The organism is Pseudoalteromonas sp. ESRF-bin5, from assembly GCF_002632075.1.
Taxonomy (GTDB): Bacteria; Pseudomonadota; Gammaproteobacteria; order Enterobacterales; family Alteromonadaceae; genus Pseudoalteromonas; species Pseudoalteromonas marina.
In genome coordinates, this window is the sequence record NZ_NTLW01000241.1 from 1 (window position 1) to 11,599 (window position 11,599).

Genomic DNA, 11,599 nt, shown 5'->3' on the forward strand with positions numbered 1-11,599 from the left:
TAGTGAAAATTTTTAAAGATTTAGACACAGATGGAAATGGTGAGCTTTCTAAAGAAGAATTTGCCAAAGTACAGTAGCATTGATAAGCCCCAATCATACTCCACTAAAGCCGCGATGTTCAGCGGCTTTTTTGTGTTTGATGCGTTATAAAAATATAGCACTTACTTGGAAGAGCTTTTCTACTACGTTGATATGTTTTTTATCAATTAAAAACATAATCACGTGATCGCCCGACATAATAATGGTGTCGTCGTGGGCAATAAGTACATCGTCGTTACGCACAATGGCCCCAATAGTTGTTCCAGCGGGTAGTTTTATATCGGCAATTGCACGGCCAACTACTTTGGAGGTATTTTCATCGCCATGAGCAACTGCTTCAATAGCCTCTGCAGCCCCTTTACGCAATGAATACACGTTAACAATATCACCTCGACGTACATGGGTTAACAATGCAGAAATTGTTGCCTGTTGCGGCGATATGGCAATGTCTATTTCGCCACCTTGTACTAGGTCTACATACGCACCACGTTGAATAAGCACCATGGTTTTTTGCGCGCCCATGCGTTTGGCAAGCATGGCCGACATAATATTGGCTTCATCGTCGTTGGTAACGGCAATAAACACATCCACTTGTTCAATATGTTCTTCAGAAAGAAGTTCTTGATCGGAGGCGTCGCCACAAAATACTACCGTGTTGTCGAGCATTTCTGAAAGCTGTTCAGCACGTTCTTTACTGCGCTCTATTAGCTTAACGGTGTGATTTTTTTCAAGAGAGCGAGCAAGGCCTGCACCAATGTTACCGCCACCAGCAATCATTATTTTTTTGTATGAACGCTCAAGCTTCTGCAGTTCGTTCATTACGGCGCGTATATGTTTGGTTGCCGCAATGAAGAATACTTCATCGTCGGCTTCAATAACGGTTGTACCGAGCGGTTTAATGGCTTTGCCTTGACGGTAAATAGCTGCAACGCGAGTTTCTACATTGGGTATATGCTCTTTTAATGCAGATAAGGCATAGCCCACTAATAAACCACCGTAATAGGCTTTTACTGCAACTAGCGAGAGCATACCATCGGCAAACTGCAATACTTGCAATGCGCCAGGGTAGTCAATTAAGCGGCGTATATACTTAGTGACTAACGCTTCTGGGGCAATGTAATGATCGATTGGTAAATCATCGTTTTGGAAAAGTTTTTCACGGTACTTTAAATACTGCTCAGAGCGAATTCGGGCAATTTTAGTGGGTGTATTAAAAATACTATACGCCACTTGGCACGCCACCATGTTTACTTCATCTGAGCTGGTTACCGCAATAATCATATCGGCATCGTCTGCGCCGGCGCGGCGCAAAACATCAGGGTGAGCACTGTGGCCCATTACGCCTTGAAGGTCGTATTTATCTTGCAGTTCGCGTATACGGTTACCGTCAATATCTACTACGGTAATTTCGTTTTGTTCGCCTACTAAGTTTTCAGCTAGCGTGGCGCCAACCTGTCCAGCACCGAGTATGATTATTTTCATTATTTACCAGTGTATTAAGTAGTAATAAAAAGCCATTTTTAAATTTAAAAATGGCTTGTTGTACGCGTTATTAAGCCTTGTTTAACTAGGCTTTTTTAACCATTTTAGCGTAATAAAAACCATCACTTTCACCCGGAAGTAGCTGCAAACCCGGTGTGGTGAGGGTGTCTTTATCATGAAGTGGAATATGCTCGACGTCATCGTTATTAGCTAAAAATTTAGCAACTTGTTGTTGGTTTTCTTTTGGAAGAACCGAACATGTTGCATATACCAATGTACCACCAGGCTTGAGTAGAGGCCAAATGCTATTGAGTATATCGCCTTGTAGTGCGGCTAAGTCTTCAATGTCGGATGCACGGCGTAGCCATTTTATATCAGGGTGGCGACGAATAACGCCGGTTGCTGAACAAGGCACGTCTAATAAGATACGATCGAACTGTTCATCGTCCCACCATGTGTGCGGTTGCGATGCATCACCACATTGTAGGTCGGCACCTAAACCTATACGGGTTAAGTTTTGCTTTACGCGTTCAAGGCGAGTGGCATCGCTATCAAGTGCAAGTACGTCGGCGTCGGCAAGCTCTAATATATGGCATGTTTTACCGCCAGGTGCTGCACAGGCATCTAAAATAACGTCATCATCTTTTGGCTCTAAAAAGCGAGCAGCTAATTGCGCTGCTGCATCTTGCACTGAACAAGCACCCGTATCAAACTCAGGAAGTGAAAAAACATCACGTGGCTTGGCTAGTTTGATCCCGTCTATAAAGTTTGGGTTTAATGTATGTTCTATATCGTTAGCCGTTAGCATATCGCTGTATTCTTGCGTGCTAAATTGTGATTGATTTACACGTAACCACATTGGCGCTTGTTGCTGGTTTTCTTCAAGTATGGCTTCCCAGTTTTCTGGGTAGGCTTCTTTTACCTGTTTAATAAACCAATTGGGGTGGTTGTATAAACACACTGGAATAAGCTTTGCTTTTTCTTCAAGCTCTGCTTGCTGGCGTTGAAAGCTACGTAAAATAGCATTTATTAACCCTTTTAATCCTAGTGCGCGCATTTGACCCAGTGCATTTACGGTCTCGCTTATTGCTGCATGCGGTGGAACGCGCATGTGCTGCAATTGATAAATACCTACGTAGAGTAAAAACTGAAAAATTCTACGTTTACCTTTTAGTGGGCTTTCTACTAAATGTTGGCAGTAGTTTTCAAGGCTAGGTAAGTAGCGTAATACGCCATAGCAAATTTGCTGTAACAGTGCTTTGTCTTTTGGTGGTAAACCTTGGCTTGCAAATGGTAGTTCTTGATTAAGCGAAGCGCCTTTATCAACCACGTTATATAAAGTCTCAGCGGCTAGCGCTCGTACGTTTTGTACTTTATTCATTATTTTCGCCTAATAGTGTGCCAGGGCTAACCCAGTCACTGCGACCATTTAAAAAGTCGCTAATTGCCATTGGTTTTTTACCTTGCGGTTGTAACTGAGTAATACTTAAAGCGTGTTCACCACAGGCAACCACAACACCGTTTTTATCACTTGTTAAAATTTCGCCTGGCTTACCTGATTGATCAACTACTTTTGCTTGGTATATTTTTACGGTTTGTTCGCCCATTTGGGTAAAACACACTGGCCAAGGATTAAAAGAGCGAATATTACGCTCTATTTGCACGGCACTCATAGACCAATCTATATTTGCTTCTTCTTTAGAGAGTTTTTTAGCATAGTTAGCTAGCTCATCATTTTGAGGCTGAGGGGTAATGTCGCCATTAGCTAGCTTATTAACGGTGTCGATTAATGCACTAGGACCTAACTCTGCTAGTTTGTTATATAAACTGGCACTGGTTTCTGTGTCACTAATAGGGCAGCGGCTAATATGCAGCATGTCGCCGGTATCTAAGCCTTCATCCATTTGCATTATGGTTACGCCCGTTTCCTCGTCACCTGCCCAAATTGCACGTTGAATAGGCGCAGCACCACGCCAGCGAGGTAGTATAGAACCATGCACGTTTAAGCAGCCTAAGCGTGGCGCATTTAAAATAGCTTTGGGTAAAATTAATCCATAGGCCACCACAATCATTATGTCGGCGTTTAAAGCGGTGAGCTCTGCAAGTGCCTCATCATTTTTTAATGACTGAGGCTGAAAAACAGGCAAGTCATTTTCAAGTGCTAGCGCTTTAACTTCGCTCGCTTTTAATTTTTTACCACGACCTGCTGGGCGATCTGGTTGACTATATACGCCCACAATTTCATGTTCGCTATTTATTAGCGCTTGTAAATGGCGTGCGGCAAAATCCGGCGTACCGGCAAATATTATGCGTAATGGTTGGATCACTGAGTTTTCCTAAGGTACTGATTACTGTGCTGCAAACTTAGCTTCTTTTTCAAGCTTTTTACGAATACGTTGGCGCTTTAATGGAGATAAGTAATCAATAAATAGCTTGCCTTGAAGGTGGTCTAGTTCGTGTTGAATACAAATAGCTAATAGCTCATCTGCGTCTAACACAAATTCTTCACCGTTTTCGTTTAGTGCAGCCACAGTCACTGTTTCTGCTCGGTCTACTTTTGCGTAAGAGTTAGGCACTGACAAACAGCCTTCTTCGCTAATCGTTGACCCATCTTTTTTAATGATTTGCGGGTTAATTAATACCAGTGGTTCGTCACGCTCTTCAGAGACATCAATAACCACAATACGCTGGTGGATATTTACTTGCGTTGCGGCTAGACCAATGCCATTTTCGTCGTACATGGTTTCGAGCATGTCTTTTACAATTTGGCGAACTTGGTCGTCAACGTCTGCAACATCTTTTGCTATTGTACGTAAACGCTCATCTGGAAATCTTAAAACTTCTAACCTAGCCATTAGTTACCTTTTTCACTTGTGCTTAATTTAGGGTATTGTATGCTCTTATTTTAGCCATTCACGTTCACCTTTAACAGGTTTTGGGCAATAATAATGAAAAAACAATACAAGGAAGCTCAATGAAATTTCCGTTAGTTGCAATCATACTGGCACTAAGCACCTCTTTTGGGGCGATTGCTGATGTGCTAAAAATAAAAAAAGATGCACCAAAACAGTATGTTGTAAAAAAAGGTGATACGTTGTGGGATATATCTGGCATTTATTTAGATGAGCCATGGTTGTGGCCAGAACTATGGCAAATGAACCCGCAAATCGATAACCCTCACCTAATTTATCCGGGTGATGCATTGGCACTTATATACGATGCTGACGGAAATCCACGTTTAGTTATTAATAAAGCGTACCGAAAGCTGTCACCTCAAGGACGTATTACCCCAAAAGGGTTGAATGCAATTACCACCTTACCTTTGCAAATGATTAAACCTTATTTAAGTTACGAGCAAGCGATTAACAGCGACGATATAAAAAATATGCCGTATGTGTTAGGTGCTAACGAAAACACAAAAACACAAACGTTAGGCCATATTTTATACGTTAAAGGTGACTTAAAAGTACATGGTGCTTATGCGATTTACAACGAGGGTGAACCCTACAGAGATTTAAACACAGGCGAAGTATTAGCAACGCGTGCATCGTACGTTGGCATGGCGCGAGCGTTTAGAAGTGGCGATGAAAGTAATGGTGTGCCGTCGTCATTACGTGTTGAGTCAGTAAAACGAGAAATTAAACAAGGTGATTTTTTAATGCCAGCAATGGAGGGGCAGTTGCTGCCAGCCTATTTTGATATTCACCGCCCACTAGAGCCAGTAGAAGGGCAAGTTATAGCGTCTCCTCGCCAAGTAAGAGAATTCAGCACGATGGATGTTGTAGTGCTAAACTTAGGCAGCGAGCAAAATATTGAACCAGGTCATGTTTTAGATTTAGAGCGTGAGTCACCTACGGTTATTGATGGTCCTCGTGGTCCTCGTTACCCAGAGGATTCAAGTAAATTTGAAAAACTGTTATCTGATGCAAGTCAGTTTTTTAGCAATAAAGCTGACGAAGATAATACAACATGGAAAATGCCTAAAGAAAAAGTAGGCGAGTTAATTGTATTCAAAGTGTATGACAAAGTAAGTTATGCATTAATAACAAAAAACCAGCACCCAATTCGCGTTGGAGATATTGCAGTTATTCATTAAGAAGTAGCGAGTCGGTGCTCTAGGAGAGAGCATGGATCAGTCATCAGGCAAGTTAGCTCACTGGCTTGCCTTTTATATGTGTAAGGGATTAGGCACAAAAACCTTATTAGCCCTATCTAAACACCACCCACTTGAGTCATTGTTTGACTTACCCCACGCTAAATTACACGAGTTAGGGTTAACGGCTAATCAGGCCAGTAATTTACTCAATACAGATTGGCAAAAAGTACAGCATTATGAGCGGCTTGTTGCAGAGCATAATATTGAAGTTATTTGTTTTTTTGATACACGTTACCCAGATTCACTAAAACACATAGCTAGCGCACCTTTATTACTATTTTGTAAGGGCGATGTGTCTTTACTTTCTAGCTCACAAATAGCCATTGTTGGTAGCCGTAACGCCACCCCAACAGGGCTTGAAATAGCCTCCGAGTTTGCCTACGAATTAACAAAGGCTGGTATTACTGTGACATCGGGCATGGCCAGAGGAATAGATGGCGCAGCACATAAAGGTGCTTTAGCAGGGAATGGTAAAACTATCGCGGTATTAGGCACGGGTGTTGATATTTATTACCCTAAACGCCATAAACTATTAACAGAACAAGTACTCAATAGTGGTTTATTAATTAGTGAGTTTTTACCCGGAACCGCCGCTAACGCACATAATTTTCCTCGTCGAAATAGAATTATTTCGGGCTTATCTTTAGGTGTATTAATTGTTGAAGCTGAAATTAAAAGCGGCTCATTAATTACTGTGCGTTATGCGCTTGAACAAAATAAAGAGGTGTTTGCAGTACCAGGCTCTATTAAAAACCCGCTTGCACAAGCCAGCCACTTTTTAATTAAGCAGGGTGCTAAACTTGTTGAAAATGTGACCGATATTTTAGATGAAGTGAGCTTTTCTTATCAAAGCGGTCTATATAGTAAAGAAGAGACGCTTCAGCAAAGTAGTGATTGCGAAGTTTTAAACAGTATTGGGTTTGAGGTAACAACTGTTGACGATATTGTACGCCGTGTTCAATGGCCAATAGATAAAGTACTGGCAAGGTTGCTTGATTTAGAGTTAGACGATCAAATTGAACGCATTTTAGATGGTTATATTAGGCTTAGCGTAGGAAGGTAGCATGTTCGATATTCTTATGTATCTATTTGAAAATTACATTCATAGCGAAGCTGACATTTTTGCTGAGCAAAATGAATTAACCGACGAGTTAGTTCGTGCAGGCTTTAATAAACCAGAAATATTTAAAGCCTTAAATTGGCTAGAACAGTTAGCCGATTTACAACACAGCGATGAATCTCCTTATTTAATCGCTAACCCAGGGCGCGCTATTCGTATATTTACAGAAAGCGAATGCAATATGTTAAACGTTGAGTGTCGTGGCTTTTTAATGTTTGTTGAGCAAATTGGAGTTATTAATAGCATTACCCGTGAAATGGTTATGGATAAGCTTGCAGCACTTGATAAGCCAGCGATTAGCTTAGATGATTTAAAGTGGATAGTACTTATGGTGTTATTTAATGTCCCCGGCTCTGAAGAGGCATACGAGCAAATGGAAGACTTAATTTTTGATGAGCCCACCGAGTTATTGCATTAATACCTTATGAATTTATTTATATAACCCAAATTACTCGAGATGAAGCGCATAGCATAGCTTGTATCTTTAAGTGGTTTGGGTATATTAGGCGAAAATTCACTTACCTCTTAGGAACACTATGAGTAAAATCGACCATTCGCTTTTCTCGGCGAATAAGCACGCCTTAGAAAAAGAATACGAAGTATGCCCACAGTGTGGTTCAGAGTTAGTGATCCGCAACAGTAAGTCAGGCCCTTTTTTGGGGTGTGCAAGTTACCCTCAATGTGACTTTATTAGGCCATTAGTACACCACGAAAGTAACGAAATAAAAGTACTTGAAGATTCCTCTTGCCCTCAATGCAGCAAACCGCTGGTTGTTAAAAATGGCCGTTACGGTATGTTTATTGGTTGTACGGGGTACCCTGATTGCCATTATATTGCAAACGACAACGAGCAAAAGGAACAAGAGGCTACGTTACCAGCATGCCCAAAATGCAAAAAAGGCCACTTAGTTGCTCGCAGTAATAAGTTTGGTAAAGTATTTTATTCATGCGACAGCTACCCAAGCTGTAAATACACGCTTAATAATAAACCTGTAGAGCAGCCATGCCCAAAATGTGATTGGCCCATCGTCATAGAAAGACACATGGCAAATGGTACACTACTACAATGCCCGCAAAAAAGTTGCATGCATAAGCTTACTCAATAACGTTTAACATTTTTGGAGACCACCTTGTCAGAACTTTCAAATACGCCTTCAGCACTTACATGTTTAAATGAAGGCGAAGTTATTGTTTATCCAACAGAGGCTGTGTTCGGCTTAGGATGTGACCCCGATAATCAGCATGCTGTTGAAAAATTATTGGCAATTAAGCAGCGACCAGTTGAAAAGGGCCTTATTTTAATTGCTGATAATTATGGGCAATTATTAAAGTATGTTGATGATGCTAAAGTACCTATGGACAAACGTGCAGACATATTTTCTAGTTGGCCTGCTGCTATTACGTGGGTTATGCCAGCGGCAAAAAGCACACCAAAATGGTTAACAGGGCAGTTTGATACCATTGCGGTTAGGGTAACAAATCACCCAACAGTTAAGCGCTTATGCCAAGAGTTTGGAAAGCCACTGGTATCAACCAGTGCAAATTTAACAGGCCAAGAAACAGTAATAAGCATTGAGCAAGCAAAGGAGCAATTTGCTGATCAAGTTGGCTTTTATGTTGATGAGCCGTTAGGTGGAAACACACAACCCAGCACAATAAAAGATGCCATGACCGGTAAAGTATTTAGAGGGTAATATGCAAAGCGAATTATTAGAACAAGTAAAAGCCTACTTTATGGCTTTGCAAGATACCATTTGCCAAGGGCTAGAAGCTGCAGATGGCAGTGCTAAATTTGTCGAAGATAGCTGGCAAAGAGCTGAAGGCGGTGGTGGCCGTACTCGAGTAACTACTGATGGTAACGTAATTGAGCAGGGGGGCGTAAATTACTCTCATGTATTTGGCGCATCCATGCCAGGTTCTGCAACCGCCCATAGGCCAGAGCTTGCAGGGCGTAGTTTTCATGCTTGTGGGGTTTCACTTGTTATTCATCCCAAAAACCCGCACGTACCAACAAGTCATGCCAACGTACGCTTTTTTATAGCCGAAAAAGAGGGCGAAGAGCCAATATGGTGGTTTGGTGGAGGTTTTGATTTAACCCCTTTTTACCCGGTATTTGAAGACGTACAGCATTGGCATCAAGTTGCACACGATATATGTGTACCGTTTGGTAGTGATGTTTATTCAAAATACAAAACATGGTGCGATGAGTACTTTTACCTTAAACATCGTGATGAAACACGTGGGGTGGGTGGTTTATTTTTCGATGATTTAAATGAACTAGGCTTTGAGCAAAGCTTTGCATTTATGCAGTCAGTCGGCAATGGCTTTTTAGATGCCTATATTCCAATTATTGAGCGTCGCAAAAACGATGAGTACACTGAACAGCAACGTGACTTTCAGCTCTACCGCCGTGGTCGTTACGTTGAGTTTAACTTAGTGTGGGATAGAGGCACATTATTTGGATTGCAAAGTAGCGGGCGAACAGAGTCTATTTTAATGTCGATGCCACCACTGGCTCGCTGGGAGTATAACTTTACACCAGCTGAAAACAGCCTTGAGGCAAACTTATATCAGTATTACTTGCGACCACAAGCTTGGCTTTCAAGTAAACCAGAAGAGCTAATAGCCCGAGAGTGGCAAATATAAACAATAAAAAAGACGCTTTCGCGTCTTTTTTATTGTTTGTGATTAATGTTGGTTAATCATGTGGCTTGCTAGCTGAGAAAATGAATTTTTAAGCCCTTCTCGAAGTAGTGGGTTGTCAATTTCAATATCAAGAGTTTTGTTCATACAATACATCCATTGATCCCGTAAGTTCTGGTCAATTAAAAATGGCATATGGCGTTTACGTAACATGGGCTGCCCATGATTTTGCTCAAATAGTGAAGGCCCACCTAACCAACCTGATAAAAACTCGAAAAAGACTTGGCGAATTCTATCTAATGGTTGAGGATGCATATCATATAACGGTTTAGCGTATTCATCTGAGGCCATAATGTCGTAGAATCGTTCAGAAATAGCGCGTGCACCTTTCTCTCCGCCAATGATTTCGTAAGGCGTTTTTTCAGGTGTAGGTGTTTGATCTACTTTCTTAGGCTTAGATTTAGAAAAAAGTCGTTTAATCATATTATTTATCATCGATTATAAGCAGCACTTAGCTGCAAAGAGGTTGTTTTAAAATGGACAAATATGCGGTTTTTGGAAATCCAATTAAACATTCAAAATCCCCCGCGATACATAAACAATTTGCTATCTCGCTAGGTGAGCAAATCGACTATCGCGCAATATTAGCACCTATCGACAGCTTTGAAAAAACAGTATCGACATTTTTTGAGCAAGGTGGAAAAGGTGCGAACGTTACCATGCCATTTAAAGAGCAGGCGTTTGCAATGGCTGATGAACTTACACCGCTTGCTAAAATAGTCGGTGCAGTTAATACACTTAAAAAAAGAAACGATGGAACATTATTAGGAGATAACACCGACGGTGTTGGTTTTGTAAATGACCTCCTTGCTAATAAAGTTGTGATTACAAATAAGCGTATTTTAATAATTGGTGCTGGTGGTGCTGCAAGGGGGGTTATATTACCATTGCTTGAACAAAAACCCGCAGAAATTATTATTGTTAATCGTACCGCTCAAAAAGCAAAAGACTTAGCTCTGCTATTTGCTGAATACGGAAAAGTTTCAGGCTATGGGTTCGATGGTTTGCCAGTAAGTAATTACTCACTAATTGTAAACTCAACATCTAGCAGCATGAATAACGAATTGCCAGCCCTAGATAAAAAGCACTTAACATGCTGTGATGTTGCATACGATATGTTTTATTCACTGACAAACACTATTTTTATGAACTGGGTTGCAGAGCATAGTAACAATACTAAGCTTTTAGATGGCAGTGGTATGTTGGTAGGGCAGGCAGCACAAGCTTATTATGTTTGGCATAACAAAATGCCAGAAATTCTTCCCGTGGTTAAAGCGCTTAAACAAGGCTCACTAAAATGAACCAAGCTATACAATTTATAGATAGACTCGAGTTTAGAGAGCCTGATCATCAGTTAGTGTTTTTTGCTCAAGTGAGTGGCATGCTGGTGGAGTGTGTTATTGCGATAAGTAAACTTAAACTCACGGATGAAAGTCACGCTACAGATTATTTTGAAAAATACCGTTTTGAATACGAAGAACGTGCCGAGCAACTAATAGAAGAAGAAAGTTATAACTCGGCAGGTCAAATTGAAGTGGAATTAGTTAGCTTCAGCTAGATATTCATCTTTTAATTGGACATAGTTATCTGCCGATATTTTTAAAAAAGCGAGCTCCTGCTCAGTCAATGGGCGGGCTTGCTTTGCTGGACTTCCTACATACAAATAGCCTGATTCCAGGCGCTTATTTGGTGGTACCAACGAGCCCCCACCAATAATAACATCATCTTCTACAATTACATTATCCATGACAATCGCACCCATACCCACGAGTATACGGTTACCAAGTACGCACCCATGTAGCATCACTTTGTGACCAACCGTTACATCATCGCCTATTATAAGAGGGTAACCATCTGGATTGCTTTTAGTTGCACGCGATAAATGTAATACACTGCCATCTTGAATATTAGAGCGCTCACCAATACGAATATGGTTAACATCGCCGCGTGCAGCAACTAAAGGCCATACACTGCTATCATCGCCTATAGTAATATCACCGACTAATATGGACGACTCGTCTATATAAACAGACTTATTAAACGCAGGGGTAATTCCTTTATAAGAACGTATTGCCATATATGCACCTTTAAATTAAACA

The 11,599-nt window shown here is 41.0% G+C and carries 14 protein-coding genes and 1 pseudogene; 9 read left to right on the forward strand and 6 right to left on the reverse strand.

The features are described 5' to 3' along the window. A pseudogene (locus tag BCG07_RS14945) lies at window positions 1-77 on the forward strand (EF-hand domain-containing protein); the annotation flags it as partial. 67 nt (window positions 78-144) lie between these two features. Here the strand turns inward: BCG07_RS14945 and trkA are convergent. The 4 genes from trkA to def form a co-directional block, all read right to left on the reverse strand. Next, window positions 145-1,521, reverse strand: coding sequence for a Trk system potassium transporter TrkA (gene trkA, locus BCG07_RS14950; RefSeq protein WP_006793999.1), 1,377 nt, complete (start codon window positions 1,519-1,521; stop codon window positions 145-147). A gap of 85 nt (window positions 1,522-1,606) precedes the next feature. After that, on the reverse strand, window positions 1,607-2,902 hold the full coding sequence (gene rsmB / locus BCG07_RS14955; RefSeq protein WP_010558121.1) for a 16S rRNA (cytosine(967)-C(5))-methyltransferase RsmB: 1,296 nt from the start codon (window positions 2,900-2,902) through the stop codon (window positions 1,607-1,609). After that, complete coding sequence (gene fmt / locus BCG07_RS14960) at window positions 2,895-3,848, reverse strand: methionyl-tRNA formyltransferase (RefSeq protein ID WP_276755144.1); 954 nt, start codon at window positions 3,846-3,848, stop codon at window positions 2,895-2,897. The genes rsmB and fmt overlap by 8 nt, the downstream gene beginning before the upstream one ends. 21 nt (window positions 3,849-3,869) lie before the next feature. Then, a complete protein-coding gene (gene def, locus BCG07_RS14965; protein WP_006794002.1) occupies window positions 3,870-4,376 on the reverse strand; it encodes a peptide deformylase in 507 nt (168 codons plus the stop codon). Between the two features lie 119 nt (window positions 4,377-4,495). On the opposite strand from def, the gene BCG07_RS14970 reads away from it, so the two are divergent. The 6 genes from BCG07_RS14970 (at window position 4,496) to hemF (ending at window position 9,443) form a co-directional block, all read left to right on the forward strand. Continuing rightward, on the forward strand, window positions 4,496-5,617 hold the full coding sequence (locus BCG07_RS14970; protein ID WP_286890888.1) for a LysM peptidoglycan-binding domain-containing protein: 1,122 nt from the start codon (window positions 4,496-4,498) through the stop codon (window positions 5,615-5,617). A 31-nt stretch (window positions 5,618-5,648) separates the two neighbouring features. Beyond that, the gene (dprA, locus tag BCG07_RS14975) at window positions 5,649-6,740 is read left to right on the forward strand and encodes a DNA-processing protein DprA (RefSeq protein WP_058551604.1); all 1,092 of its coding nucleotides are present in this window, start codon (window positions 5,649-5,651) and stop codon (window positions 6,738-6,740) included. A 1-nt stretch (window position 6,741) separates the two neighbouring features. Continuing rightward, window positions 6,742-7,215: a DUF494 family protein gene (locus BCG07_RS14980; RefSeq protein ID WP_006794005.1), complete on the forward strand. Its 474-nt coding sequence runs from the start codon at window positions 6,742-6,744 to the stop codon at window positions 7,213-7,215. Between the two features lie 118 nt (window positions 7,216-7,333). Then, window positions 7,334-7,903: a DNA topoisomerase family protein gene (locus BCG07_RS14985; protein ID WP_008130812.1), complete on the forward strand. Its 570-nt coding sequence runs from the start codon at window positions 7,334-7,336 to the stop codon at window positions 7,901-7,903. Window positions 7,904-7,927: 24 nt separating this feature from the next. After that, window positions 7,928-8,491, forward strand: a complete 564-nt coding sequence (tsaC, locus tag BCG07_RS14990) for an L-threonylcarbamoyladenylate synthase type 1 TsaC (protein WP_006794007.1) — start codon at window positions 7,928-7,930, stop codon at window positions 8,489-8,491. 1 nt (window position 8,492) lies between these two features. After that, entirely contained in the window at window positions 8,493-9,443 is a 951-nt protein-coding gene (hemF, locus tag BCG07_RS14995; RefSeq protein WP_286890892.1) for an oxygen-dependent coproporphyrinogen oxidase, read from the forward strand. A 42-nt stretch (window positions 9,444-9,485) separates the two neighbouring features. On the opposite strand, the gene BCG07_RS15000 is transcribed toward hemF, so the two are convergent. Further along, on the reverse strand, window positions 9,486-9,923 hold the full coding sequence (locus tag BCG07_RS15000; RefSeq protein ID WP_286890894.1) for a group II truncated hemoglobin: 438 nt from the start codon (window positions 9,921-9,923) through the stop codon (window positions 9,486-9,488). A gap of 53 nt (window positions 9,924-9,976) precedes the next feature. On the opposite strand from BCG07_RS15000, the gene aroE reads away from it, so the two are divergent. Both aroE and BCG07_RS15010 read left to right on the forward strand, forming a co-directional pair. Further along, entirely contained in the window at window positions 9,977-10,801 is an 825-nt protein-coding gene (gene aroE, locus BCG07_RS15005) for a shikimate dehydrogenase (protein WP_286890896.1), read from the forward strand. Next, the gene (locus tag BCG07_RS15010) at window positions 10,798-11,058 is read left to right on the forward strand and encodes a DUF1488 family protein (RefSeq protein ID WP_248520265.1); all 261 of its coding nucleotides are present in this window, start codon (window positions 10,798-10,800) and stop codon (window positions 11,056-11,058) included. The genes aroE and BCG07_RS15010 overlap by 4 nt, the downstream gene beginning before the upstream one ends. Here BCG07_RS15010 and BCG07_RS15015 read toward each other — a convergent pair. Beyond that, entirely contained in the window at window positions 11,041-11,577 is a 537-nt protein-coding gene (locus BCG07_RS15015; protein ID WP_286890899.1) for a gamma carbonic anhydrase family protein, read from the reverse strand. The genes BCG07_RS15010 and BCG07_RS15015 overlap by 18 nt on opposite strands. Window positions 11,578-11,599: the final 22 nt, after the last annotated feature.

Coding starts and splice junctions, on each gene's coding strand:
- dprA (WP_058551604.1), top strand. CDS start 5,649: ATGGATCAGTCATCAGGCAAGTTAGCTCACTGGCTTGCCTTTTATATG.
- BCG07_RS14970 (WP_286890888.1), top strand. CDS start 4,496: ATGAAATTTCCGTTAGTTGCAATCATACTGGCACTAAGCACCTCTTTT.
- BCG07_RS14985 (WP_008130812.1), top strand. CDS start 7,334: ATGAGTAAAATCGACCATTCGCTTTTCTCGGCGAATAAGCACGCCTTA.
- BCG07_RS15010 (WP_248520265.1), top strand. CDS start 10,798: ATGAACCAAGCTATACAATTTATAGATAGACTCGAGTTTAGAGAGCCT.
- trkA (WP_006793999.1), bottom strand. CDS start 1,521: ATGAAAATAATCATACTCGGTGCTGGACAGGTTGGCGCCACGCTAGCT.
- rsmB (WP_010558121.1), bottom strand. CDS start 2,902: ATGAATAAAGTACAAAACGTACGAGCGCTAGCCGCTGAGACTTTATAT.
- aroE (WP_286890896.1), top strand. CDS start 9,977: ATGGACAAATATGCGGTTTTTGGAAATCCAATTAAACATTCAAAATCC.
- BCG07_RS15000 (WP_286890894.1), bottom strand. CDS start 9,923: ATGATTAAACGACTTTTTTCTAAATCTAAGCCTAAGAAAGTAGATCAA.
- BCG07_RS15015 (WP_286890899.1), bottom strand. CDS start 11,577: ATGGCAATACGTTCTTATAAAGGAATTACCCCTGCGTTTAATAAGTCT.
- def (WP_006794002.1), bottom strand. CDS start 4,376: ATGGCTAGGTTAGAAGTTTTAAGATTTCCAGATGAGCGTTTACGTACA.
- BCG07_RS14980 (WP_006794005.1), top strand. CDS start 6,742: ATGTTCGATATTCTTATGTATCTATTTGAAAATTACATTCATAGCGAA.
- hemF (WP_286890892.1), top strand. CDS start 8,493: ATGCAAAGCGAATTATTAGAACAAGTAAAAGCCTACTTTATGGCTTTG.